The organism is Phycisphaeraceae bacterium (assembly GCA_019636655.1).
Classification (GTDB): domain Bacteria; phylum Planctomycetota; class Phycisphaerae; order Phycisphaerales; family UBA1924; genus JAHBXB01.
This window is the reverse complement of record JAHBXB010000001.1, coordinates 948,695-974,055: the sequence shown is the minus strand read 5'-3', so window position 1 is coordinate 974,055 and position 25,361 is coordinate 948,695. Positions and strand designations below refer to the sequence as shown.

The window sequence follows — 25,361 nt, the reverse complement described above, 5'->3', positions numbered from 1 at the left end:
GCGATCGCTCGACAGCCATGAACGCCGATCAGGACCATGCAACGGATCCGGTGCGCAAGGAGGTGATCGCGAACCTCGCCGCCCAGCCGCTCGGCGATGGCACGGTTGCCGACCTGGCGCTGCCAGGAGAGTTCCTTGGTCGGGTGGCGGATCGGGTGCTTCGAAGTTCATTCGAAGAGCGATTCCGGGCGGTCGTTGCAGATGGGGCCACGCCTTCGCCGGTGAGCGAGCAGTCAGGGGCTCCCGGAATAGTGGCGCCGATGGTGGTGGGCCGCGGGAGGGTTTCAGATTCTCTGGCGCAGGCTCGAAGGGACCTGCGGGAGGAATGCCCGCGACTTCGGAACTTCACTGCGCCAACTGGAAACACGTACGCCGAGGGAGCCCGGGCGACGGTGGCAGACTCGCCAACCCCGGAGGTGTCGCGCATTGTGCGTCAGGGATTGGCCCGCGACGGACTGCTCGCCACACTAGTACACGCCATCGCGGCGCTGAAGCAGACGCAAGCCGTTCATGGAAACGGCGTGGCTGTGCACCTCCGTCACGCCGGGATGCCCGTTGACCTGCTTTCCCACTTTGCGGTCGGCGCAGCCGCGGCGTCGGGCTCCGACATTCTCCACTACATTGTGGACCGGCTCACCGCCGGCGATGCCCCCGGGTCGCTGGCAAGCAACCTCTCGGCGACGCCGATGACATTCCGGCAGTGCGGTGAGGATCGATTTGAGGCATCTACCGAGTCCGGCGATGCAGATCTCGAGATGGTGCGGCTTCAGGCAACCGGGACGGGGTACTGGGGAGGGGTGGGCGCCGGCGGGTCATTGGATGTCATCCGTCAGATGGTCTCTCACCTGCCTGACGTCGAGTTTCTGGTCAGCATCGAGGAATCGCATGCCGACGCGTTCCGGCGAGTCGCCTCCGGTTGGGCTCTTGGCAGGCCGGATAGGCTCCGGATCATCCCGGAATCGCTCACGGTCGCCCAATGGGCACAAGACAACGGAAAGGCGGGTGCGGTTGAAGGCCGCGGCGGGCCGCAACGGGCTGTTCTCGTGCCGCGTTATGCCAGCCGCGGCGAGGAGCGATCGATCCATGTCCCGGGCGAGAGCCTCCTCGCCGACGGCCTGCGGGATGCCGGGCTTGTTGTTCGACACTCACCGCTTCTGTTCCAGGGCGGAAACACGCTGGTCATCCGCGAGGGAGCAACCGGCAAGCGAGTCGTGATCACTGGCGAGGCCGAGGTCTACCGGAACATCGGCCTGGGGCTTTCGCGGGAACAGGCGGCGGAGGCGCTCCGAATCGAGTTCGGTGCAGACCGGATCGAGGTCCTTCCGGCGGCGTCGTTCCACATCGATTTCGAACTGAGCGTACACACCTCGGGTCGCGAGACGGTGGTGCTGATGAACGACTCGGCCGCGGCAACCGCACTCGTGCTCTCGGCAGGGCTCGGCGTGCTGCAGCGCAGTGGGATTCTGAATGCCGCCCAGGCGCGGCGAGCGCGCGAAGACCTGGTCGCCGAGCGAGCGGCCGGGTTCCTGTCCGTGGTTGGCGGGGCGGTGTACGCACGCCGCGACGAAAGCGGGCGATGGTCCGAGTCTTTCGCCAACCTGTTTGCCGCTGGGAAGGCGGATTCGGGCATGGGCAACTTCCAGCGGTTCATGCTCTCGATGGATCTCGTTGCCGGTGCGGCTGCGCGGTCGGGGGCGCTTGATCCGCGCGGGTTGCCGCCGTCCGATGCTGCGTACCTGCGGTCCTTTGAGAGGCGGGACAGCGATCGAACGGCCATTCGAGCGCGGTGCGAGGAGCTTGGATGGAGAGTCGTGGCTGTGCCCGGTCTGTCGGAGGAAGCCAAGAGCCTGTGCCCGATCAACGGCGTGCGCGATCGAACGCGGTTTCTTATGCCTGCCTATGGAGGCTTGTACGCGCCGCTCGACGCCGCTGCCGGCTCGGTGGTCAGACGCGCTCTGGGGCCCGCGGTGACCGTTCTGCCTGTACTGTGCGGGGAATCGCAGCGGCGAAGCGGCGGTGTTCACTGCGCCGCATCGGCCTTTTCGGGATTGAGCTCGGGAGGCTTGGGGCGTGTCGGGGCATAAACTCTTGTTTACTGCGCCCATTCCACCTGATGAGGACTGTCCATGACGTCAGCTCAAAGTCGTTTCGGAATCGAATGGTCGACGGCGATTCTGGTTCTTGTGGCTTCGGCCAGCGGGCAGCCGGCGCAGGTGGCGCAGGCGGACGACAAGGCGGGCGCCGTCACAGCCGGGGCCAAGGTCGAGACTGCGCCGTGGAGTGTTTCGTCCCCTCCTGGAGAGATGGTCGAGGCGGTGATCGATACCTCCGAGGGGACATGGGTCAACCTGGACGTCAGCCCGGATGGGAACGAGATCGTCTTTGATCTGCTTGGCGATCTGTACACCATCCCGATGACCGGCGGCGAAGCCAGGGCGCTCACGTCGGGGATCGAGTGGGACATGCAGCCGCGGTACAGCCCCGATGGGAAGCGGATCGCGTTTACAAGCGATCGTACCGGAGAGGGCGGCAAGGGGGGCGACAACATTTGGGTAATCAATCGTGACGGGACCGAACCCAGGCAGGTCACCAAGGAAACGTTTCGCCTGTTGAACAGCCCCTGCTGGACGCCGGACGGCGAGTACATCGCAGCGAGGAAGCATTTCACTTCGCGTCGTTCGCTCGGCGCGGGAGAGATCTGGCTCTACCACCGCACCGGGAGTGATGGCCTGCAGATGACTACGCGACCCACCGAGCAGAAGGACGTCGGAGAGCCCGCGTTTTCTCCGGACGGCCGCTACCTCTACTACAGCCTCGACTCGACTCCAGGAGGGGCCTTCGACTACAACCGCGACGCGGGGCAGGGCATCTACTCCATCGACAGGCTCGATCGGGTGAAGGGGGTCACGGAGCGGCTGATCACCGGGCCGGGCGGCGCCATCCGGCCGACGCCATCACCGGACGGCGCATCGCTGGCGTTCATCCGGCGGGATCGGTTCAAGACGTGTCTGTATGTTCTGGACCTCGCCTCTAACACACCGAGGAAGCTGTACGACTCGCTCGAGCGGGACATGCAGGAGACCTGGGCGGTGCACGGTGTTTATCCGACTATGGCCTGGACGCCGGACAGTCGGGAGATTGTCTTCTGGGCCGGAGGGGGGCTTCACCGGATCGACGCGGCGACCGGCGAGGTGCGGGCGATCCCGTTCCATGTCACGTCGTCGCGCCAAGTCGCCAAGTCGCTGCGCCGGCCGATCGAGGTGGCCCCGTTGACCTTCGATGTGAAGATGCTGCGCGGCGTGAGGGTGTCACCGGCGGGGGATCGGGTCGCCTACCAGGCGCTGGGCCACATCTATGTCCGGGACCTCCCGGATGGTTCCCCGCGGCGGCTGACGGCGCAAAGCGATCACTTCGAGTTCTTCCCCTCGTTCTCCCGCGATGGCAAATGGATCGTCTACGCGACGTGGAACGATGAAGCGTTCGGCACCGTGCGGGCGGCGCCCGCCTCTGGCGGCGATGGGCGGGTCGTGACAAGGGAGCCCGGCCATTACGTGGACCCGGTGTTTACGCCTGACGGCAGCCAAGTGGTGTATGGCAAGGTATCCGGCGGCTGGCTGACGACACCGGTGTGGTCGCGCGATGCCGGACTCTACCGCGTTCGCATTGACGGCGGGGAGCCGAAACTGATCAGCAAACGGGGTACGCATCCGCAGTTCGCTGCTGCGAGTGACCGCGTCTACGTGATGACCGTCGAGGAGCAGAAGGACGCAGACCGGCGGTGCCTGATCAGCATGAACCTTGACGGCGGGGAAGAACGGACGCACCTCGTCAGCGAGAACGCGACGGAGTTCGCGGTGTCGCCGGACGGGAAGTGGGTGGCGTTCGCGGAGCGGTTCAACGCCTACGTCGCCCCGCTGGTCGCGACCGGGCGCGAAGTCAGCATCGGGCCCAAGGCCACGTCGCTGCCGATCGCCCGGGTATCCTCGGAGGCGGGGATGGACCTGCACTGGTCCGGTGACTCGCGGGCGCTCCTCTGGGCGCTCGGGCCGGAGCTGTTCACGCGGCGGCTGGAAGACTCGCTCGCGTTTGTTGATAGAGCTCCCGATCCTCTCCCTGAGGCACCGGCGACAGGGGTCAATATCGGCTTTCAACAGCGGTACGACGCGCCCGAGGGGACGATGGCGCTCGTCGGCGCCAGGCTTGTCACGATGCGGGGCGATGAGGTCATCGAGAATGGCACGGTTGTTGTCGCGGGAAACCGAATCGCGGCGATCGGGCCCTCGTCGAGCGTCGCAGTGCCCGCCGGTGCTCTGACGGTAGACGTCTCCGGCAAGACGATCATGCCTGGCATGATCGATGTCCACGCCCACGGTGCGCTGGGCGAAAACGGGATGACGCCGCAGAAGAACTGGGGGCAGTACGCGAACCTGGCATTCGGTGTGACCACGATCCACGATCCGTCGAACGACACCGGCGCCACGTTTGCGGCCAGCGAACTCGCGAAGGCGGGGATGGTCGTGGCGCCGCGCATTTTCTCGACCGGAACGATCCTGTACGGCGCTGCGGGCACGGCCAAAGCGGAGATCGACTCCCTTGATGATGCGATGTTCCATCTCAGGCGCATGCAGGCGGTCGGGGCGTTCTCGGTCAAGAGCTACAACCAGCCTCGCCGCGACCAGCGTCAGCAGGTGATTGAGGCCGCCCGACGGCTCGGCATGATGGTCGTGCCGGAGGGCGGTTCGTTGTTGGAGCACGACCTGACCATGGTGGTCGACGGACACACGGGGGTCGAGCACTCCCTCCCCGTGGAGCGGGTCTACTCCGATGTAACCCAGCTCTGGGCCGCGAGCCAGACCGGCTACACACCCACCCTGATCGTTGGCTACGGCGGCATCATGGGAGAGAACTACTGGTACGACAGGACCAACGTCTGGGAGGATCAGCACCTGCTCACGTTCGTGCCGAAGGCGATCGTCGACCCTCGCTCGCGCCGCCGCACCAAGGCGCCCGATGAGGACTACAACACGCTGCGAAGCGCGGCGATATGTAAGGAGCTCGTCGATAGCGGGTGCAGGGTGCAGCTCGGCGCCCACGGCCAACTGGCCGGGCTGGGGGCCCACTGGGAACTGTGGATGCTGGCCCAGGGCGGGCTCACCCCCATGCAGTGCATCCGGGCCGCAACGCTTGATGGAGCGTTCTACCTGGGGCTGGACGGCGACCTGGGCTCGCTCGAGGCCGGGAAGCTCGCCGACCTGATCGTGCTGGAGGCAAACCCACTCGACGACATCCGCAACTCGACCTCGATCCAGAACACGATGCTGAACGGTCGGCTGTACGACTCAAGAACGATGGCCCGGCTCGGCCCCGATGCGCTCCCCAAGCCTGTGTTCTTCTTCGAGGGGCTGCAGGGCGGGGTCGGAATGCGATCGATTGAATCGGGCGGCTGCGCAGGGTGCGGGCTTCCCGGGATGGGTTGCGGACCCATGGAGGCCGATCCGCACCGGCACGCCGGCTATCGGTAGCAGAGCGTTTGCATCCATCTGGACATTTGCCTCGTATGGGGTCTACTTCGGCGGGTGGTGGGTCTGATCACCGAAAGGAAACCGAGTGACGAACCGTGCCGTTCTCCTGGTGGCCCTCGCCGGGCTTGTGTTTCCAGCAACCACACTGGTCGGTGGCGGACCCTGGCCGAAATCTCAGGCGGTCGCGACCGGAGCACCATGCGACGATCCGACGCACCTCGGCTTTGACGACCATGTCGGCTGCGGCAAGGCCGCCATGCTACGAGCCAGGTTCCTCGCGGGGCAGTCGCCGAGCGACGAGGACGGGGTGGTTCCGTCTTCAGCGCCCGGACTGCGCGAGCCGCTCGAGGCGACCGACGTCCTGCACAACAAGATCGACATCGAGATCGTGACCGCCTCGCCGAACATCGCTGGCAGCAACACGTTTACGGTGGCAAGCCGTATGAACGGGCTGACGGAGTTCACGTTCCGGCTTCGGAGCAACTTCACGGTCAGCGCGGCGACCCTGAATGGCACCACGCCCGTGCCGGTTACCAACCTCACCACCACCTCGCGGAAGGTCACGCTGGATCGGCCGTACAACAGCGGGGAGGTATTCACGCTCCGCATCGACTACTCCGGCACGCCGGTCTCGCGCGGGTTCGGGTCGATCGAGTTTACGACCCAGAACGGCCAGCCCCTGGTGGCCAGCCTGAGCGAGGCCTATTTCGCGTACACCTGGTGGCCCTGCAAGGACGGCGACTTCGGTGTGGCCGGTGACAACAGCGACAAGTCGACGTTCGAGATCTTCATCACCGCGCCGACCGCGATGAGATCGGTCGCGAACGGTCTTCTCCAGGGCGTCGATACGCTGAGCGGGAACCGGAGGCGGCACCGCTGGGCGACCAACTACCCGATGTCGACGTACCTGGCGTGTTTCGCGTCAACGAACTATAACACGTGGACGCAGATGTACACCTACCCGCTCCCCGGCGGCGGGACCGGGTCGATGCCGGTCGAGTTCAACATCTACCCGGCCAGCGACAACTCCACGAACCGCGCGGCCTGGGAAAAGTGCGTCCAGATGCTCGACACCTACCGCCCGATCTTCGGGCTCTACCCGTTCATCAACGAGAAGTACGGCATCTACCAGTTCCCGTTCGGCGGCGGCATGGAGCACCAGACCAACACGGGGCAGGGGACCTTTGACGAGAGCGTGACGGCGCACGAACTGGGGCACCAGTGGTGGGGTGACAACGTCACGTGCAGGACCTGGAGCGATATCTGGCTGAACGAGGGTTTCGCGACCTACTCCGAGGCGTTGTGGGCCGAGCGCAAGCCCGGTTCGTCCGGTCTCCCGGCGCTGTTCGCCGCGATGGCCGCGCGACGCCCGTCGCAGGTGAACGACAGCGTCTACTGCTACAACACGGCGGACATGAACCGCATCTTCAGCTCAACGTTTACCTATCGCAAGGGCGCGTGGGTCCTGCACCAACTCCGCCACGTCGTTGGTGATTCGGTGTTCTTCAATATCCTGGCCAACTACCGAGCGGCCTACGAGGGTTCGGCGGCCACCACGGCGGACTTCGCCGCGATCGCGTCGTCAACGGCCGGGACCGACCTCTCCTGGTTCTTCGACCAGTGGGTGATGCAGATCGGGGCCCCGGCGTACAACTTCGGCTACCAGCCGGTGACGATTGGCGGCCAGCCCTACGCACGGATCTCGCTGCAGCAGGTGCAGAATGCCTCCTACCCGGTGTTCACCATGCCGATCGACATCCGAGTCGATGAGGGAGCCGGGAGCGAGCAGTTCACGGTGTGGAACGATGCGCCGGTGCAGCACTTCCTTCTGCCTCTGAGCGCTCCGGCGACCGGGATCGCGTTCGATGAGAACGCGTGGATCCTCTCTACAGCGAACACGCAGGTGCCGTACGTCGCCGGACCCCCGAAGGTGGTCGCGGTCTCCCCGGCGCTCGGGTCAACCCTCCCCGGCGGCACACCGGTGTCTCAAGCGACCATCGCCTTCAGCGACAACGTCGCTATCCCGGCCGGCTCGATCACGCTCACCGGGCCCGCGGGCGCGGTGCCGGTCTCCGTTTCCTACTCACCCGCGACGTATGTCGCGACGCTGAGCTTCCCCGCGCTCGCTCCCGGCGCGTACACCATCACGGTTCCCGACACGATCACCGCCGGGTCGATCGCCCTCGACGGCGAGGTCGTTGCCGCTGCGGCTCTGCCATCCGGCAACGGCCTGCCGGGCGGATCGCTCGTGGCGACCTTTGCGGTGCAGTCGCTCGTCGCGCCGTGCAGCGCCGACTGGGACCAGAGCGGTGCGGTCGAACCGGCCGACATCGCCGGCTTTGTGAACGCTTGGTCGAGCGGCCTTGGGTCCGGCGGACTGCAGGCGGACTTTGACGGCAACGGCGTGCTGGAGCCCTCCGACATCGCCGCGTTCATCAGCGCCTGGGTCTCCCAGGTCGGCGGCGCGTGCTGACCCCCCTCCCCCGCTCTCCCCTCGCTCTTCACCCACGCCTCGCCGCTAGCCCGACCCCTCCCCCCCGGCGCTGCAATAGCCCCGCTCGGATTCGAACCGAGGACCAAGCGATTATGAGTCGCCTGCTCTGACCGCTGAGCTACGGGGCCGTGCACGACAGGGTACAGGGACCGTCCGCCCATGGCCACGCGGCTCGATAGACTCCCCGGACGTCTCTCGGATTTGACCGGTTGCAACGACAAGGAGGCCGACATGACCATCACGCTCGCCGACGCCCGCCGGATCATCGCCGCCGCGGAGAAAAAGGCCGCGGCGATCGGGCAACCGATGAACATCGCGGTGGCGGATGAGGGGGGGAACCTGGTCTCGCACGTGCGGATGGATGGGGCGTGGCTGGGGTCGATCGACATCTCGATCAAAAAGGCATACACCTCGCGGGCGTTCGATATTGCGACCAAGGACCTGGCGGTTCACAGCCAGTCGGGGGAGCAGTTCTTCGGGATCCACGCGTCGAACGATGGGCGGATCATGATCTTCGCCGGCGGGATCCCGCTGAAGAGGGATGGAAAGGTGGTGGGAGCGATCGGGGTGAGCGGGGGCTCGGGTGAGCAGGATCACGCGGTGGCGGAGGCGGGGGTGGCGGCGTTCTAGGGTCTCCCCACACCTTGACCTAAGACTCGCGCGCCGGAGGCGTGCTCTTGTCCGTCGCGTTGCATGAAGTTCCGCACTGGGGGCAGGCATCGCTGACAAGGCCCTGGAGTGGATAGCCGCAGTGGGCGCACCGCGAGCGGCGTCGCCGCCAGCTTCGGCGGAGGCGTCCTGGGCCGAACAGCACGGCGGCGACCAGTGCGACGGCCGTGAACCAGAAGAGCGTGTCGGCGATGATCCCCGGCCAGATTGGAGCGGATGGGAGGGTGACGGTGTGGTTGGGCCAGATCCGAGGTTCCCAGCGATGACGGCGTTCGATCCTGTAGTCCCCATCAGCCAGTTCCCCGAACGCCTCGGTATGAAGGCCGGAGCGCCGCGGCCAGCCGTAGGCGGTGACAAGGATGGCAATGCCCTCTTTCGGGACAGATCCATCACCAAAGACCTCCGGAGGCCGGGGGACCCATCCCGGCACGGCATCGATATCGAACCATGGAGTGTCGGACCCCGTCCTGGCGGAAGAGGCTTTCGGGTAAAGCAACCAGAGGTCAGAGGAGGGGCGTCGCCTGAGATGACCGAGGATGTGCCGTTTCGAGTCCACAATCAATGTGGCATCTAGCGAGGGCGCAATCTGTAACAGCCCCGGCCCCCACGTTGTGGCGAGCGTCGCGAGTGCACCGGTGACAAGACAGCACACCACCGCGATGATGCATCGCCGGACCGGGGCTGACCGGGGAGCAGCCATGCGATGAGAATACCAGCCAAGGGTGCCTGCTGGTCCCAATAGCGGTACGGGCCAGTGCGGACTCGCCGCCGCATTGCGCATCCATGTGCGGAAGGGAGGGGCTGTTGGGGTGGTGGGGGTGGAGGATGCACATGGCCCTGACGCTTCGATCCGGACTCGCCTCGAATGTTCAACTGGGTTCTGACTACTCCTATGCTGCGACGTCGAACCATGGGCCGGTGGCGATCAAGAACCAGTTGGTGAGCCTCCGGATCGAGAGCCGGCCGGTGCTGTTCCGGACGCGGACACTTCCGTCGATCAGCGAAGGGGATGTGGTGGCGGTGGTGGGGCACGAGAAGAACGGGACGCTCGAGGCGCTGGTGCTCAAGAACGTCACGACCGAGGCGTTCTACGCGCCGCCGACGGTGATGCCGATGGTGCTGTCGGTGCTGCTGATCCTGATCGGGATCCCGCTGATCGCCCTGCTGGGGCTGGGGCTGCTGTTCGTGGGGTTCGGCGGGTACGTGCTGTACCGGGTGATCTGCGTGCGGAGGGCGATCTCCATGCTGCGCGACCATCAGGCGGCGCCTGCGCCGGCGCGGGTAGCCGGCTGAGAGCGGGGGCAGAGGCCGGGTTTCTCCTTGCAGACAAAGAAAAACCCCCGGACCGGGCCGGGGGTTCGTGGGCAACTGTCGTGATCGCAGCGGGGAGGAAGGTTACGGGAAGATGCCGCGGACGTGGTAGACCTTGGCGACGTTCTCGAGGGCGGCCATGTAGGCGGCGAGCCGGAGGTCGGTGCCGTACTTCTGGCGCATCTTCTTGGTGCGGTGGGCGGCGTCGACCATGTGGGCGTTGAGCTCGCGGTCGACTCGCTCCTCGCTCCATGAGGTGCACGACTTGTTCTGCACCCACTCGAAGTAGGAGACGGTAACGCCGCCGGCGTTGGCGAGGATGGCGGGGATGACCTCGATGCCGCGGTCGTTGAGGATGCGGTCGCCGCCCGGGGTGGTCGGGGCGTTGGCGCCCTCGGCGATCACCTTGGCGTTGATCCACTGGGCTTCCTGCTCCTTGATCATCTGCTCGAGGGCCGCGGGGACGAGGACATCGACCTGGGTCTTGTAGAACTCCTCCGTGGAGATCGCGGTGGCGCCGCCGCCGGAGCCCTTGCCGTTGGTGGTGCCGGCCTTGCCGTAGTCCTTGACACCACCGGTGGCGATGCAGTGCTCGGTCAGGGCCTCGGCATCGATGCCCTTGTCGTTGCGGATGGAGCCCGTGTGGTCCATGACGGCGACGAGCTTGGCGCCGAGCTTCGCGAGGATGCGGGCGGTCCACGAGCCGACGTTGCCGTAGCCGATGACGCTGAAGGTCATGCCGTTCACCGAGATGCCGATCTCGGGGAGCATCTCGACGAGGACGTCGACGACGCCTTGGCCGGTGGCCTTCTCGCGGCCGAGGGAGCCGCCGATCTCAACCGGCTTGCCGGTGACGACGCGCATGGCGTCCCACGAGGAGCGGTTGGAGTCGGTGAGCGACTCGTAGGTGTCGGCGAACCACGCCATGATCTGGGCGTTGGTGTTCACATCCGGGGCGGGGATGTCGTAGTCGGGGCCGATGGCGTGGCTGATGGCGGCGCAGAACCGGCGGGTGACGCGCTCGAGTTCACCGCGCGAGAGCTTGCGGGGGTCGCACTTGACGCCGCCCTTGCCGCCTCCGAAGGGGAGGCGGGCGAGGGAGCACTTCATCGTCATGAGGAAGGCGAGCGACTTCACGTCGTCGAGGTGGACATCGGGGTGGAAGCGAAGGCCGCCCTTGTAGGGGCCCAGGGCGTTGTTGTGCTGGACGCGGTAGCCCTTGAAGAGCTTGAACTTCCCGTCGTCCATGCGGACCGGGAAGTGAACCATGATCTCGTTCTTGGGCTGGGCCAGGATGAGCTGGACCTCGTGGGAGACGCCGAGCATCTCCGCGGCGGTCAGCATCGTGTCGACGGTCTGGAGGTAGAGGTTGTCGGCGTCGACGGGGAGGCCGATCTCGTCGAGGATCGGGCTCTTGAAGGGCTCTTTCTTGGCTTTGGTCTTGGTCTTCGCTGGGGTGGCTGCTGCGTTGCTCATGGTTCTCGCCTGAAGGTGTCGGACAGGGACCTACGAACGAACAGAGTTGGTGGTCGGCGTCACGGCCACCGCCCTCGAAGTCCCGGGTCGAGAGACCGGGGATTCACTGGTCGGGCTCCCCGGCCGTGGACCCACGGTCAGGGCCTCAACGCTAGGCCGATCGAGGTGTGAACAGCAACCTTGGCGTGCCTCTAGGATCTGCGGGGAGCCGGGGCGGCGTGGAGCGGGAGACGCCCGGGATGATCCTCTACTTGGCGGCGGACCTGATCTGGGCGACACGTATCAAGTCGACGGCCGATGGGCTGGGAATCTCGGCTCGCCCGGTGAGGTCGATCGAAATGCTCGGGGCGCGGCTAGGGGACTCGGACGTAACCGGTTTCATTGTGGATTTGGAGACGGAAGCGGCCCTGGTGTTGATCGCCGAGTTGCGACGCGCGGAATCCGACCACAATACAAACAAAACCCGAATCAAGATCATCGCCTTCGGTCCACACGTCGATGTCGAGCGGCTCGAGGGGGCGCGGGCCGCGGGGGCGGACCGTGTGATGACGCGTGGGGCGTTCGCTGGCAGACTGTCGGACGTGATTAGAGAGATCGGGGGCGGCGCCGGGCCGTGAAACCTCTTCGCAAGTGGGTTGACAGGCCGGGCGAGCAATCTATACTTGCATGATGACGCAAATAAGCAAGCGAGCCCAGCGAAGGCGGGGAGAGCGACGGGTAGCCGCCGCGGTGCTGCCGGCGACGCCGCGGATGGCGGCGGCGTGCTGCAAGCCGATCGATGGGCTGTTGCAGCCGGGCCTGTTCCGGGCTCTGGGGGACGCGACTCGGGTGGCCCTGCTGGCGTGTCTTGCCAAGTGCGGGCGTGCGTGCTCGGTGACGGAGATCGCCGAGTGCTGCGCGGTGGACCTGTCGGTGGTTTCGCGGCACCTGTCGATGCTCGAATCGGCGGGGGTGCTGGAATCGACCAAGCGGGGGAGGACGGTCCTGTACCGCGTCCGGTACAACGAGGTGTGCGGCATGCTGCGGGCGCTGGCGGACGCGATCGACGAGTGCTGCCCGGGCGGGAGTGGGTGTTCGACAGGATGCGGGTGTGAGCCTGCTGCAGCAACCGCGGAGCGGATAAGGAAGGGGGCAAACGATGCCGGGCGATGACGGGCGCATGCGAGTGCTCTTCCTGTGCACCGGGAACTCGTGCCGGAGCCAGATGGCCGAGGGGTGGGCTCGGGCGCTGAAATCGGAAGCGATCGACGCCTATTCGGCGGGGACCGCGCCGCACGGACTCAACCAGTACGCCGTGAAAGCGATGGCGGAGGTGGGTGCGGATATCTCTGGTCACGAGTCGAAACACGTTGATGCGCTTCGCGGGGTGGAGTTTGACGTGGTGGTAACGGTGTGCGACTCGGCGCACGAGTCGTGCCCTGTGATGCACAACGCCAGAAGAGTGGTGCACGTCGGATTTGATGATCCGCCGCGGCTGGCGAAGGGGGCGGCGACGGAACAGGAAGCGATGGGGCATTACCGGCGGGTTCGGGATGAGATCCGAAGGTTCGTCGAGACACTGCCCGGGAGCCTGGTCGGACAACCGGGTGTGCGAAAGGAGACGACACGATGAGCACGACAGACTTCAATGCAGCGGTAGAAAACACGGCTCACGCGAAAGACAACAGCGGGTGCTGCGGCCCGGATTGCTGCGGCGGGGCGGCGGGAGCGGGGGCCGCCGGGGCGAGCCCGGAAACGGTGCGAGAGAAGGTGCGTGCCGGGTATTCGAAGATTGCGATGGCGGGCGGTTGGGCGGCAGTACCGAGCGGTGGCCAGGAGACTTCCACTGAGGGATGTTGCGGGAGCGCCTCGGGGTCCGCCGGAGGGTGCTGCGGGCCGGCGTCGTTCTCGCCCGAGGCGCTGGCTCGGGCGATCGGGTACTCGCAGGCAGAGGTGGCGGCATCGCCGGATGGGGCGAACATGGGGCTGTCGTGCGGGAATCCGACGGCGATCGCCTCGCTTCGGCCGGGGGAAGTGGTGCTCGACCTCGGTGCGGGCGGCGGGTTCGACTGTTTCGTGGCGGGGCCGAAGGTGGGTGCGCAGGGCCGGGTCATTGGTGTGGACATGACGCCGGAGATGGTCAGTAAGGCGAGGAGGAACGCCGAGTCGTACCACGCTCAAACCGGGCTTGAGAACGTGGAGTTCCGGCTTGGCGAGATCGAACACCTGCCGGTGGCGGATGCGAGCGTGGATGTCGTGATCTCCAACTGCGTACTGAACCTGTCGCCGGACAAGGCGAGAGTGTGGCGGGAAATCGCGAGAGTGCTTCGGCCGGGGGGACGGGTGGCCGTGTCGGACCTGTCGCTCCTCCGGCCGCTGCCGGAAGATGTGGCCAGAGACGTCGAGGCGCTTGTGGGGTGTGTCGCGGGTGCGGTGCTTGTGGATGAGACGCGGCGGATGGCCTCCGAGGCGGGGCTTGAAGGGGTTTCGCTGGTCATCAAGCCGCAGTACGTCGACGCGATGGAGCATTGGGAGGACCCGCTGTACCGGAGGATCGTGGAGAAGCTGCCGCGGGGCAGCAAACCGAGCGACTACATCACGAGCCTTGATGTGAGTGCCCGCAAGCCCGGGGCGCGGGCGTGAGACGGAGGCTCGCGGCGGAGTTTCTCGGAACCTATGGGCTCGTGTTTGCAGGGACCGGCGCCATCGTTGTCGACGCGCAGACCGGCGGTGCAGTGACACACGTCGGTGTCGCGTTGACATTCGGCCTTGTGGTGATGTCCATGATTTACGCCTTCGGCGAGGTGTCGGGGGCCCACCTGAACCCGGCGGTGACGCTGGGGTTCTGGGCGGCGGGGAGGTTCCCGCTTCGTGATGTTGGGCCGTATGCCGCCGCGCAGTTCGTCGGAGCCGTGGCAGCATCAGGAACGCTGCGGGTGCTGTTTCCAGAAAGTGAGACGCTGGGGGCGACGACGCCGACGGGACCAGTGGCTCAAACGTTTGTGTTCGAGGTAATTCTGACGTGTTTCCTGATGGTCACAATTCTGGGGGTGACGTCGGGGGCGAAGGAGAAGGGGTTGCTGGCGGGGGTGGCTGTGGGGGGCGTGGTGGCGTTCGAGGCGATGTTTGCGGGACCGATCAGCGGGGCATCGATGAACCCGGCACGGTCGTTCGGGCCGGCGCTGGTCTCGGGGGATTTGGCGGGGCTGTGGATCTATGTGATCGCACCGGTCGCAGGGGCGGCCCTAGGGGTGCTGTGCTCGCAGGCTGTCGTGCAGCGGGCTCCGGCAGGCGAGGGGGGCGTCGCAGCAGATACTCGACCTGCTCGCTAAACGGGCCGCTTGGACCCAGGGGCACTGCAAAGCTGGTGTGAAGAACGCACGGCCGCCGGGCAGGAACGGGGAATCTGCGGCACTGATTGATCGCCGCGCGTCGATAGCTGAGTAACTCGGTTTATGGGACTTGAGTGGCCCGATGCGAAAGGAGCGGCCGATGGCATTCGCATTCCGCACCGTGTTCCTGAGCGACACGCACCTGGGCTTTGCAGGGGTTCGTGCGGCGGAGTTGTCGGCGTTTCTCAAGCATCTCGAGTGCGAGCGGCTGTACTTGGTGGGCGACATCATCGACCTGTGGGCGCTCAAACAACGCTGGCGCTGGCCCGTGATGCACAACCAAGTCGTGCGGAGGGTGCTGAAACTTGCGAAGAAGGGGACCGTGGTGACGTATGTCCCCGGGAACCACGACGATGCGCTCCGGCAGTACGCGGGGCTGGACCTTGGTGGGGTGCGGCTGGCGAAGCAGGCGGTGCACCGCACGGCCGACGGTCGTTCCCTGCTGGTGACACACGGGGATGAGTACGACCTTGTCGTGCAGCATTCGCGGGTGCTGGCCCTGCTGGGGACGTGGGCGTACGACAGGCTGGTTGGCCTGAACCGGGGTGTCAATGCGGTGCGCGGGGTATTCGGCCTCAAGCGATGGAGCTTTTCGCAGGCTATCAAGATGCGGGTCAAGAGCGCGTGCACGTTCATGTCGAACTACGAGCGGGCACTGCTGACCGAAGCGGCACGGCGAGGACTGGATGGCGTGGTCTGCGGGCACATCCACCAGCCAGCGATGAGGATGGTCGACCTCGAGGATTCGAGCGGTCTGTACGCGAACTGCGGGGACTGGATCGAGCGGGCGAGCGCCCTGGTGGAGCGCGCGGATGGGCGGCTGGAGGTGGTGGATGTGGAACACCTGCTGGCGGAATCCGGGATTGAAGTGAAGCGGCTCGGCGATGAGACGGTCGTTCTCGAAGAAGTCGGGGGCCTGGAGTCCCTTCTGTGAACACCAGTTTGCAGGGCGCGGAAGCTGGCCCCAAGATCGTGCTGTGCATGGCGGATGTTGGATGCGGGCACGCGAGGGCGGCGGCAGCAGTGGCGTTGGCGATCCGCGAGCGATGGCCGGGGGTGCGGTCTCCGGTGATTGATGCCCTCGATGGAGCGCCGCGGTGGTTCACCGCGGTGTATCGAGGCGCGTACTTGGCCGCGGCGCGGCACACGCCCGCGATGAGCGGGTGGTTCTACAAGGCAACGGACACCGATGGCATCCCGGCGCAGCGGGGTGTGGGGCCGGCGGTGGAAGCCCGGGCGCTGTCGCACTTTACGGCAATGGATGCGGTGCGGGATGCGGATGTGATCGTGTGCACACACTTCCTGTGTGCGAGGGTGCTTTCAAGGTTGCGGGGAGCGGGACGGCTGCGGGGGCGCCTTGTGGTCGTGGTGACGGATCAGCATCCGCACGCGGTATGGCGCGTCGCGCACGCAGACAGGTTTCTGGTCGCATCAGAGAGCGCAAGGAACGAGATGATCCGGCACGGAGTCGCCGCCGAGCGGGTCGTCGTCACGGGCATACCAATCGATGGGCGGTTCGCTCGCCCGATGTCGCAAGAGGCGGCGAGGGCGTCGCAGGGGCTCGCCGGCACGTCGCCGGTGATTCTGCTTTGTGGTGGCGGTCTGGGATTGGGCGGAATGGACCAAGCCCTGGAGGGGCTGATCGCGGCTGGGAGTGGATCGCGTGTGGTCGTGGTGTGCGGGCGGAATGCGGATCTGCGTGTACAGCTCAGCCGGAGGGTGCGGGAGGCGGGCGTAACGGCACGGATTCGGATTGTCGGTCAGACCAGCAGGATGAGGGAGTTGATGGCCGCCGCGGATCTGATGGTCGGCAAGCCGGGTGGGCTGACGACCGCCGAGGCCGTCGCGGTGGGGCTGCCGATGGTGCTGCTGCGGCCGATCCCCGGGCAGGAGGAGCGGAACGCGGCGGTGTTTGTGAAGCAGGGAGCGGCGATGCTGGAGCCAGATGCATACCGCGCAGGCGTGTTGGCGGCCCGCCTCGTGACGGACAAGGACGAGATGTCCCGCATGCGGGAAGCCGCCCGGGGGTTCGGCCGCAGCGGGGCAGCGGGTGCGGCGGCTGAAGCCATCATGGGCTTGATGCGCCGAGATGCACTCGAGGGCAAGAGCGAGCAAGCCATCGTGGTTTGCAAGCGTGAATCCCGCGGGGCCGCCATCGCCTAGCAATCGGGCGGTTCTGGCAATCGGCTTGGATGGTCCGGAGCGGCGGGCCGCGCTATCCTTGCCGCTCCAGCTGCTCGCTGGCCCGTTTCACTCGTGCTATCGCACGGGCGGGGTCTGTGTCCCTCTTGCCGCCCCAGTGGGGCACTTGTGTCCGGTTGAAGTATCGCCGGGCCACCCAAGGACAACCTATCCATGATCGACGAAAACCTCATCGCCTCATTGGGCGTTGACGACGATGCCACCTCCGCGCTGCTTCGCGAGGCCTTCGGGGCCAAGGCGGGCGATGCGGACGCGATGGATTCACTGCTCGGAACTCAGATCGCGGATTTCACCCCGGGCTCGATCCTGGAAGGGAAAGTGATCGGGATCACGGACAACGACGTGGTCGTTGAAGTCGGGCTCAAGTCCGAGGGGCTGATCCCGAAGAATGAGTTCGAGGGGATGGACCTTCCGCGGGTCGGGGACAAGGTCAAGGTCCTTCTGGAGCGGATCGAGGGGGACGGCGGGCTTGTTGAACTGTCGAAGCGCAAGGCCGACCGGATGCTCTCCTGGCAGCGGATCGTCGATACGACCCGTGAGGGCGACGTGGTTGAAGGCCGGGTAATGAAGAAGATCAAGGGCGGGCTACTGGTGGACATCGGCGTGCCGGTGTTCCTGCCGGCCTCGCAGGTGGACGTCCGTCGGCCCGGGGATATCGGGGAGTACATCGGGCGGGACATCCGCGCGGCGGTGCTGAAGATCGACACCGAGCGGCGGAACATCGTGATCTCGCGCCGGAAGCTGATCGAGGAGGAGCGGGAGTCGGCGAAGAAGCGCCTGATGGAGACGCTGAAGGAAGGCCAGATGGTCTCGGGCGAGGTGAAGAACATCGCCGATTTCGGGGCGTTCATCGACCTGGGCGGGATCGACGGGCTGCTGCACATCACGGACATGTCGTGGGGCCGGATCAACCACCCGAGCGAGATGCTGAAGATCGGCCAGAAGATCGAGGTCAAGGTCCTCAACATCGATCGGGAGAAGGAGAAGATCGCGCTGGGCCTCAAGCAGAAGGAGGCGAGCCCGTGGGAGGAGATCGAACAGAAGTACCCGGTCGGGTCGCGCGTCCGCGGTGCGGTGGTGAATCTCATGTCGTACGGCGCGTTCGTGCGGCTTGAGGACGGGATCGAGGGCCTGGTGCACATCTCCGAGATGTCGTGGACCCGTCGGATCAACCACCCCTCGGAGATCGTCCAGCCGAACCAGGAGGTCGACGTCGTCGTCCTGGACATCAACAAGGACAAGCAGGAGATCAGCCTCGGGATGAAGCAGACCGAGGTGAACCCCTGGGAACTCGTGGCCGAGAAGTACCCGCCCGGGACGGTCATCGAGGGGACCGTGCGGAACCTGGCGAACTACGGCGCGTTCGTGGAGATCGAGCCGGGGATCGACGGGCTGCTACACGTGTCGGACATCTCGTGGACGAAGAAGGTCACGCACCCGAACGAACTGTTCAAGAAGGGTGACAAGGTTACCTGCGTGGTCGTGGATGTGGATCGCGAGAAGCAGCGCGTTGCGCTCGGCCTCAAGCAGCTGGCGGAGGACCCGTGGATCCACGCGATCCCCGAGCACTACAAGCCGGGCATGGTCGTTCGCGGCAAGGTGACGAAGATCACGAACTTCGGCGTGTTTGTGGAGCTGGAGCAGGACCTCGAGGGTCTGCTGCACATCTCCGAACTGGCCGACCACAAGGTGGAGAACCCGCAGGACGTGGTCAAGGCCGGGGAAGAGGTGGATGTCAAGATCCTCCGCGTCGACACCGACGAGCGGAAGATCGGCCTGTCACTCAAGCGGGCGCAGTGGGGCGATACCGACCGCGGCCAGACCGAGGACGCCGGGCGCAGCCGGAGCGGGCCAGCCGCGCCGACACGTGGCGGCATGGACGCTCACGACGCGATGGGTACGAACAAGATCACTTTCAGCCGGGGGGAGTGATTCGCTGAGTGATTTGGAACACGCAATCGCCCGGGTCGAAGGATCCGGGCGTTTTGCTTTTTGTCACCCGTGGCGGGTACGCCCGTTGTCGCCGGCGTTTGTGGGCATATCAACGTCCACTGAGGCCGGCGTATCGGACGTGTTGCTGGCTACGCTCTGAGGGCCTAGCAGAGGGCGATGAACGACAGCAGGGCCAGCATGGCGATTCGCTTACGGTTGTCGGTCAGGAGGGTCCAGGTCAGCATGGTGTTCTTCTCTCAGGTTGTGTGCCGGAAGAGAAACAACCTCCGTGCCTCACGCCCGAGCCGGGCGCCGCGTGCTCCCAGAGGGGGTGCGGGCCCGGAAACTACATCCATGCGGGAGGTATTGTGCCACGCGTGATGCCGGTTGACAACACGATCCGTGGTCGTCTGGCGACGTTGCTCCGGTGCATCGGCCTGTTGTGCGTGTTATTGGCCGCTGTCAGCGTGCGTGCGGCGATGGCGGATGGTGACGAGCCGCCGCCTCCAGCATCGACGATGGCGGCTTATCGGACATTGGAGACCTGGATCAGGAAGCCGGAGGTCCCGGCGGATGCTGCCGAGGGGCTTCCGGAGTGCTATGGCGCGTGCGTAACGCTTCGGCTGGATGGCAAGATCGTGGGCCGGGGCTCGAGCATCTCGCTGGCTGCCAGCCGAGATGTGGTGCGCCGGGCGGTGACCGAGGCGATCAACGAGGCTGAGAGGCGGATTCCCAAAGGGTCGGACCTGCTTGCGGAGGAGGCCGTCCGAGAATCCTGGAAACGGATCACCATCAGTCTGGAGCTGGCTGGCGGGCTGACTCCAATCACCCCAGCGACGGTGGCAGAGGCGGAGTTGATGCTGGCGCCCGGGTTGGATGGGATTGCATCGAGGGTCGGTGGCGGAGCCGATGCCCCGATGGCGGCGATCTATCCCTCGCAGATGCTCAGCGCCAACACGCTGCCCCAACAGGCGATCGGTGCAACAGCAGCGATGGCGGGGGGAGATGCGCAGTTGGGGCTGGTCGGCCCGGCGGAACTGAGGGAAAAGCACGGAGTCACATCGTTCCGGTTCCGGGTTACCCATCTCGCACAACCGGGGCCCGGAGAGGAGCCGGTGTTCCTGCAGCGGGGCGGTCGGGTGGTTGGACGGTCGGAGGTCTCCAGCCGCGGGGCGATGAGGGCGATGGCCGAACGGATCACCGCACACCTGCTGCGGCGGGCCGCGGAGGAGGATGCCGCGGGTGAACTGACGCGGACCGAGCGAGGCCTCATTGGAGGTGCGCTCCAGCGATTCTCGATGTCGGTGAGGCCGCTGACCGAGCGGGAGCGGGAGACCGCGAAGGTGCTGGTGATGGACTTCTCGCGTCCGGAATCGGATGTCGAGGATGCGATCGACAAGGCAATCGGCGTGTGCCTGACGGCGCCGGCGATGGTGACGGTCTTGCGGGAACAGGGGGTTGGACAGGACGAGATCGGCCGGGCGATCAGCCCGTGGACGGCAACAACGCGGGCGTTCTCACGTGTGTTCGATGCGAAGCAAGGGTATCGATCGGATCTTCCCCCCGCGGCGCGGGGTGCTGTGGCATACGCACTGGTGACCCTTGTCGGGCTGGAGCGTGCAGCTGGGAGCGCCGACACCGGGCCGGTCTCGGCTTCCGTGCTCGCTCCGGCGGCGGTGCGGACGGCGTTCCGCGATGTGGAGGAGGGGCAGTTGGCTGGCCAGATGCCGTGGCTTGGCTGGGCTGAGCTGAAACTCGCAGACCTGGAGCGACCGGTGGGGGCGCCACGGGGCGGGGCGAGCGAGATCCCGGCTGGTGTGGCGCTTCGGCGGATGAGAGAACGCCTCTGGCAGCATCAGCTGCAGGCTATTGATGCGGGTGTTGACAACCAGGATCTGATCGGTGGCGTCACGTTCACCTCGACGCGGAATCCGCTGCCCACATGGCAGTCGGCGCGGCCGCTGGCGTTTGTCGCGACGATGCTCGGTGACCCCCGTTTGACGGAGGGGGCGGAGTTCAACCGGGAGCTCGTGCGGCTGCTGGAGGCAGTGCGATTCATGAGGCAGTTGCAGGTGGACGAATCGAATGCATGGATGTACCCGGAGCCGGCGAGGGCCATCGGAGGTATTCGAGCTGCGGTGTGGGATTCGAGGCAGCCGGTCGAGGCCTCGGCATTCACCCTGATGGCCGTGTGCGAGGTCTTGACGAGCCTTGAGTCGGCTCCGCGTGACGAGGCCGAGTCGGGTTCGGACCGGAGGGCGGAATAGGCCTGTTTTTGAGGGGTTTTCACGGCCCTTGTGGGGTTGGAAACGGGGTCGGAATCGCGCCCCAAAGCGGGCAAAAAGACGCCGATTCGCCTACAATGTTCCGTCCCGAAAACTGCCCAGGAACCCCCTGGTTCGGAGCCGCTGAACATGCCCGATTCCGCCGATCGTCCGGTGTCCGCCACGAGCTCGCGGCGAACCCCTGTTGATGTCGTAGCCACCACCGAGGCGAACAGCACAAACTCGACCGGAGCCGGCGGAAGCGGCGCCGGCATACCGCCCGCGGGCCCGACAGAAGCGGGCGGGAACGGAGGAAGTGGCGAGGGCGGGGGCCACATCGTCGACCTGCAGATCGAGCGGGAACTGCAGGACTCGTACCTGACGTATGCGATGAGCACGATCATGGACCGGGCTCTGCCCGATGTCCGAGACGGGCTCAAGCCGAGCCAGCGCCGCATCCTGGTGGCGATGAACGACCTGAACCTGAGGCCGGGGCGCAAGCACCTCAAGTGCGCGAAGATCTGCGGTGACACCTCCGGCAACTACCACCCACACGGCGAGTCCGTGATCTACCCGACCCTGGTGGGGATGGCCCAGAAGTGGCGAATGCGGGTGCCGCTGATTGATCCGCAGGGGAACTTCGGCTCGATCAATCCCGACCCCCCGGCGGCGATGCGGTACACCGAGGCGAGGATGCTCCAGGCCGCCGTGGAGATGCTCGACGACCTGAAACTGGAGACCGTGAACTTCGTCCCGAACTACGACGATCGGCTGCAGGAGCCGACCGTGCTGCCGGGGAAGCTGCCGAACCTGCTGATCAACGGCGGGGTGGGGATCGCGGTCGGGATGGCAACGAGTCTGCCGCCTCAGAACCCGATCGAGGTCCTCGATGCGATCGTGCGCGTGCTGGAGAACCCGGAGATCACGCTGGGCGAACTGATGGAGGATGTGAAGGAGGGGGAAGTCGTAGTGCGTCGCGGGATCCGAGGGCCGGACTTTCCGACCGGCGGCGTGATCCTGGGCAAGGGTGGTATTGTCGAGGCGTACGCGACCGGGCGGGGGCGGGTAGCGGTGAGGGGTGAGGTCCGCGTGGAGACGATGGCGAACGGGCGAGAGCAGCTCGTGATCGATTCGATCCCGTACAACCTAGGTCTTGATACCCTGGTCGAGCGGCTCGTGGATGCGGTGAAGGACGACAAGATCAACGACGTGTCGGACGTCCGCAACGAATCCGGGCGCGAGGCGATGGTACGGGTGGTGATCGAACTGAAGAAGGGGGCGGACGCGGCGCTGGTGGAAAAGCAGCTGTACGAGTTCACGCAGTTACAGCAGACCTTCAGCATCAACAGCATCGCCCTGGTGAACCGCCAGCCGCGGACGCTCTCGCTGAAGGAGATGATCCGGTACTACATCGAGCACCGGGTCGAAGTGATCCGCCGGCGGACAGCCCACCTGCTGGCGGAGGCCCGCAAGCGTGCACACGTTCTGGAGGGGATGATCCTCGCGGTCTGTGACATTGACGAGGTGATCAGGCTGATCCGGTCGAGCCAGACCCGTCCGGAGGCGATCGACAAACTGATGGCGAGAGGCTTCCGGATCGCCGTCGATCACAAGCATGTGGGGGCGATCCCCGCGAGGCTGATGGAGCAGGTTCGCCGTGCCGGCGAGCGGGGGGTCTCGCTGACGAGGGTGCAGGCGGAACAGATCGGCTCGATGCGGCTGATCCAGTTGGTGGGTCTGGAGATCGAGAAACTGGTGGGGGACTACTCGCAGCTCGTCGAGCAGATCGACGACTACGAGAGCATCCTCGCCAGCGAGGCAAGGGTAACCGCGATCATCAAGGCCGATTGCGAGGAGATGAAGCAGCGGATCGGCACGAAGGCCGGGGCGAGGCTGACGCGGATCGACGAGGGTGCCGAAGCGGGCGACTACGACATTGGGGCGCTCATTGCCGTGGAAGACATGGCGGTCACCATCTCGCACCAGGGGTACGCGAAGCGGATCGCCGTCAGTACATACCGGGCGCAGGGTCGTGGCGGGAAGGGGATCATCGGCGCCAGCGCGAAGGACGACGACTTCATCGCGCACATGTTCGTGGCGAGCACCCACGACGACCTGCTGTGCTTCACGAACACCGGTCGGGTGTTCAAGATCAAGGTGTACGAGTTGCCAGAGCTGCCTCGCCAGAGCAAGGGCAGGCCGATGGTGAACCTGCTGGATCTCAAGGAGGGGGAGAGCGTTCGGGCGTTCCTCAATGTGAAGAACTTCGAGGAAGGAAGCAACTACCTGACGTTCGTGTCCGCCGGTGGGGTCGTCAAGAGGACGGCGCTCAAGGACTACAGGAACGTCAACCGCGGCGGGATCATCGCCGTGGACATCCGGGAGGGCGATCGGCTGCTCGACGTGGCGCTCACGAGCGGGACCGACGACATCCTGCTGGCAACTGCGGGCGGGATGGCGATCCGGTTCAGCGAGGAGGACGTTCGACTTATGGGCCGCGCCGCGGCAGGTGTGAAGGGTATCGAGCTGGCCGAAGAGGACGAGGTTGTCGGTGTGGTTCGAGTCCCGATGGCGAAGGACGCCGATGGCGACAGCGTGTCAGCCGATCCGTCGATCGCGCTGCTGACCGTGTGCGAGAATGGGTACGGAAAGCGGACGCTTGTGGATGAGTACCGCGTGCAGCCGGAGACGGGCAAGGCAAGGAGCCAGTCCCGCGGCGGCAAGGGCCGTGTGGATATCAACACTTCTGAGCGAAACGGCCGCGCCGTCGTGTCGCTTGCGGTGCACGAAGCGGACGACGTCGTCGTCGTTTCGAAGTCGGGGATGCTGGTGAGGATGCCCGCGGCGGAGATCCGGCTGTGCGGGCGTGGAGCCCAGGGCGTCCGAATTGTGAAACTCGACGAGGGCGACCGGGTTGTGGCGACGGCTCGCGTCCTTGGAGAAGAGGGCGACACGGACGAGGATGCGGACGGTGAGACGGCTATGGCGCCGTAATCAGCCCCGCGGGTGGAAGGTGCGGTGCACGTGCTTGAGACGGGATGAATCAACGTGGGTGTAGATCTGCGTTGTGGCGATATCCGCGTGGCCGAGGAGTTCCTGGACCACACGGAGATCGGCGCCGCCGGCGAGTAGATGGGTGGCGAAGGAATGCCGCAGGACATGCGGGTGGGCGCCACCCTGGGCGCGGCCGATCCTCAGGCCGGCGATCGCCGCGTACTTTCGGACGATCTGCCAGACGGCGACTCGCTCGAGCGGGCGGCCCGTTCGGGAGAGCAGAAGGCAGCCCCGGTCGCGGCCGTCCGGGCGTTCGAGGCGGCTGCGGCACTGGTCCAGGTAGATCCTGACCGCGATGATCGCCGGCTCGCCGACGGGGACGAGGCGCTGCTTGTCACCCTTACCGGTGACCAGGATCGTGCCGAGGGTCTCATGGAAGTCTCTGAGCGGCAGTGACGCAATCTCCGAAGCACGAAGACCGGAGGCATAGAGGAGCTCGAGCAGGGCGCGATCGCGGAGGTGCATCGGCGGCTCAGTACGTTTACTCTCCGGGCGGCTGCCGGACCCTGCCAGAGTTGAGGGCGCCTCGATGAGGGCACGGATCTGCTTTGGGGAGAGAACTCCCGGGAGCTTCTTCCATCGCGTGGGCCGGTCAAGGGCCGCGGCGGGGTTGTCGTCGATCACCCCCGTGGATTGGAGCCATCGGCAGAACACCTTGATTGTGGCCAGGTGTCGGATGACCGACGATCCAGCGAGGCTGCGTTCGGACTTGAGCGAGGCGAGGTGACCGGAGAGGAGTCGCGGCGTGATCTGCTGGGGGGTTGACGCCCCGGCAGCGACGACGGACAAGAGCAGCTCGCTCAGGTCACGGTCGTATGCTTCAACGGTGTTCTTGGCCAGGCCACATTCGATGCGGATGAAGGCGAGGAAGGAGGTTCGGATCCGGGCGTAGGCGGGGGGAAGCGCAGCGGACCGGCGCGCGAGGCGGGAACGTGGGGAGGCGGGGGAGAAGTTGGAACTCGCAGCGCGACTCATGGCATGATGAGATCGGCGGTCGGGGAGGCATGCAGAAAAAGAAAACCGCCCCGGCGGGTGAGGCCGGGGCGGGGGGGATCAGTTCAGAGTC

At 65.9% G+C, this 25,361-nt stretch carries 18 protein-coding genes and 1 tRNA gene; 15 read left to right on the top strand and 4 right to left on the bottom strand.

Annotation, left to right across the window (positions count from 1 at the left end; all coding sequences use genetic code 11):
• Window positions 1-17 precede the first annotated feature (17 nt).
• From KF745_04135 to KF745_04125, 3 genes are all read left to right on the top strand, one after another.
• On the top strand, window positions 18-2,084 hold the full coding sequence (locus tag KF745_04135; protein ID MBX3357597.1) for a hypothetical protein: 2,067 nt from the start codon (window positions 18-20) through the stop codon (window positions 2,082-2,084).
• Between the two features lie 42 nt (window positions 2,085-2,126).
• Window positions 2,127-5,522, top strand: coding sequence for a PD40 domain-containing protein (locus KF745_04130; GenBank protein MBX3357596.1), 3,396 nt, complete (start codon window positions 2,127-2,129; stop codon window positions 5,520-5,522).
• A gap of 85 nt (window positions 5,523-5,607) precedes the next feature.
• A complete protein-coding gene (locus KF745_04125; GenBank protein MBX3357595.1) occupies window positions 5,608-7,995 on the top strand; it encodes a hypothetical protein in 2,388 nt (795 codons plus the stop codon).
• A gap of 76 nt (window positions 7,996-8,071) precedes the next feature.
• Here the strand turns inward: KF745_04125 and KF745_04120 are convergent.
• A tRNA-Ile gene (locus tag KF745_04120) sits at window positions 8,072-8,144 on the bottom strand.
• Between the two features lie 103 nt (window positions 8,145-8,247).
• On the opposite strand from KF745_04120, the gene KF745_04115 reads away from it, so the two are divergent.
• Entirely contained in the window at window positions 8,248-8,646 is a 399-nt protein-coding gene (locus KF745_04115) for a heme-binding protein (protein ID MBX3357594.1), read from the top strand.
• Window positions 8,647-8,665: 19 nt separating this feature from the next.
• Here KF745_04115 and KF745_04110 read toward each other — a convergent pair whose 3' ends face one another.
• Window positions 8,666-9,115 (bottom strand): hypothetical protein, encoded by a 450-nt coding sequence (locus tag KF745_04110; protein ID MBX3357593.1) that lies wholly within the window; start codon window positions 9,113-9,115, stop codon window positions 8,666-8,668.
• A gap of 401 nt (window positions 9,116-9,516) precedes the next feature.
• On the opposite strand from KF745_04110, the gene KF745_04105 reads away from it, so the two are divergent.
• The gene (locus KF745_04105) at window positions 9,517-9,978 is read left to right on the top strand and encodes a hypothetical protein (GenBank protein MBX3357592.1); all 462 of its coding nucleotides are present in this window, start codon (window positions 9,517-9,519) and stop codon (window positions 9,976-9,978) included.
• 102 nt (window positions 9,979-10,080) lie between these two features.
• On the opposite strand, the gene KF745_04100 is transcribed toward KF745_04105, so the two are convergent.
• Entirely contained in the window at window positions 10,081-11,472 is a 1,392-nt protein-coding gene (locus tag KF745_04100) for a Glu/Leu/Phe/Val dehydrogenase (GenBank protein MBX3357591.1), read from the bottom strand.
• 167 nt (window positions 11,473-11,639) lie between these two features.
• Here KF745_04100 and KF745_04095 point away from each other — a divergent pair, with 167 nt between their 5' ends.
• From KF745_04095 to gyrA, 10 genes are all read left to right on the top strand, one after another.
• Window positions 11,640-12,089 carry a hypothetical protein gene (locus KF745_04095; GenBank protein ID MBX3357590.1) on the top strand — a complete coding sequence of 150 codons (450 nt, stop codon included), beginning with the start codon at window positions 11,640-11,642 and terminating at the stop codon, window positions 12,087-12,089.
• 52 nt (window positions 12,090-12,141) lie between these two features.
• Complete coding sequence (locus KF745_04090) at window positions 12,142-12,624, top strand: winged helix-turn-helix transcriptional regulator (protein MBX3357589.1); 483 nt, start codon at window positions 12,142-12,144, stop codon at window positions 12,622-12,624.
• 7 nt (window positions 12,625-12,631) lie between these two features.
• Window positions 12,632-13,084 carry an arsenate reductase ArsC gene (locus KF745_04085; protein MBX3357588.1) on the top strand — a complete coding sequence of 151 codons (453 nt, stop codon included), beginning with the start codon at window positions 12,632-12,634 and terminating at the stop codon, window positions 13,082-13,084.
• A complete protein-coding gene (gene arsM, locus KF745_04080) occupies window positions 13,081-14,094 on the top strand; it encodes an arsenite methyltransferase (protein MBX3357587.1) in 1,014 nt (337 codons plus the stop codon). The genes KF745_04085 and arsM overlap by 4 nt, the downstream gene beginning before the upstream one ends.
• Window positions 14,091-14,783: an aquaporin gene (locus KF745_04075; GenBank protein MBX3357586.1), complete on the top strand. Its 693-nt coding sequence runs from the start codon at window positions 14,091-14,093 to the stop codon at window positions 14,781-14,783. Before arsM ends, KF745_04075 begins: the two co-directional genes overlap by 4 nt.
• A gap of 160 nt (window positions 14,784-14,943) precedes the next feature.
• Window positions 14,944-15,777, top strand: coding sequence for a UDP-2,3-diacylglucosamine diphosphatase (locus tag KF745_04070; GenBank protein MBX3357585.1), 834 nt, complete (start codon window positions 14,944-14,946; stop codon window positions 15,775-15,777).
• The gene (locus tag KF745_04065) at window positions 15,774-17,006 is read left to right on the top strand and encodes a UDP-N-acetylglucosamine 2-epimerase (GenBank protein ID MBX3357584.1); all 1,233 of its coding nucleotides are present in this window, start codon (window positions 15,774-15,776) and stop codon (window positions 17,004-17,006) included. Before KF745_04070 ends, KF745_04065 begins: the two co-directional genes overlap by 4 nt.
• A 192-nt stretch (window positions 17,007-17,198) precedes the next feature.
• On the top strand, window positions 17,199-18,977 hold the full coding sequence (locus KF745_04060) for a 30S ribosomal protein S1 (protein MBX3357583.1): 1,779 nt from the start codon (window positions 17,199-17,201) through the stop codon (window positions 18,975-18,977).
• Window positions 18,978-19,345: 368 nt separating this feature from the next.
• A complete protein-coding gene (locus tag KF745_04055; GenBank protein ID MBX3357582.1) occupies window positions 19,346-21,244 on the top strand; it encodes a hypothetical protein in 1,899 nt (632 codons plus the stop codon).
• A 147-nt stretch (window positions 21,245-21,391) separates the two neighbouring features.
• Window positions 21,392-24,235 carry a DNA gyrase subunit A gene (gyrA, locus tag KF745_04050; protein ID MBX3357581.1) on the top strand — a complete coding sequence of 948 codons (2,844 nt, stop codon included), beginning with the start codon at window positions 21,392-21,394 and terminating at the stop codon, window positions 24,233-24,235.
• Here the strand turns inward: gyrA and KF745_04045 are convergent, their stop codons facing one another.
• Window positions 24,236-25,270, bottom strand: a complete 1,035-nt coding sequence (locus KF745_04045) for a tyrosine recombinase (GenBank protein MBX3357580.1) — start codon at window positions 25,268-25,270, stop codon at window positions 24,236-24,238.
• Window positions 25,271-25,361 lie beyond the last annotated feature (91 nt).

Bases quoted from the DNA above. Each gene is read 5' to 3' on its own strand.
- KF745_04115 (MBX3357594.1), top strand. From the start codon at position 8,248: ATGACCATCACGCTCGCCGACGCCCGCCGGATCATCGCCGCCGCGGAG.
- KF745_04070 (MBX3357585.1), top strand. From the start codon at position 14,944: ATGGCATTCGCATTCCGCACCGTGTTCCTGAGCGACACGCACCTGGGC.
- KF745_04060 (MBX3357583.1), top strand. From the start codon at position 17,199: ATGATCGACGAAAACCTCATCGCCTCATTGGGCGTTGACGACGATGCC.
- KF745_04100 (MBX3357591.1), bottom strand. From the start codon at position 11,472: ATGAGCAACGCAGCAGCCACCCCAGCGAAGACCAAGACCAAAGCCAAG.
- KF745_04085 (MBX3357588.1), top strand. From the start codon at position 12,632: ATGCGAGTGCTCTTCCTGTGCACCGGGAACTCGTGCCGGAGCCAGATG.
- KF745_04105 (MBX3357592.1), top strand. From the start codon at position 9,517: ATGGCCCTGACGCTTCGATCCGGACTCGCCTCGAATGTTCAACTGGGT.
- KF745_04045 (MBX3357580.1), bottom strand. From the start codon at position 25,270: ATGAGTCGCGCTGCGAGTTCCAACTTCTCCCCCGCCTCCCCACGTTCC.
- KF745_04090 (MBX3357589.1), top strand. From the start codon at position 12,142: ATGACGCAAATAAGCAAGCGAGCCCAGCGAAGGCGGGGAGAGCGACGG.
- gyrA (MBX3357581.1), top strand. From the start codon at position 21,392: ATGCCCGATTCCGCCGATCGTCCGGTGTCCGCCACGAGCTCGCGGCGA.
- KF745_04130 (MBX3357596.1), top strand. From the start codon at position 2,127: ATGACGTCAGCTCAAAGTCGTTTCGGAATCGAATGGTCGACGGCGATT.
- arsM (MBX3357587.1), top strand. From the start codon at position 13,081: ATGAGCACGACAGACTTCAATGCAGCGGTAGAAAACACGGCTCACGCG.
- KF745_04135 (MBX3357597.1), top strand. From the start codon at position 18: ATGAACGCCGATCAGGACCATGCAACGGATCCGGTGCGCAAGGAGGTG.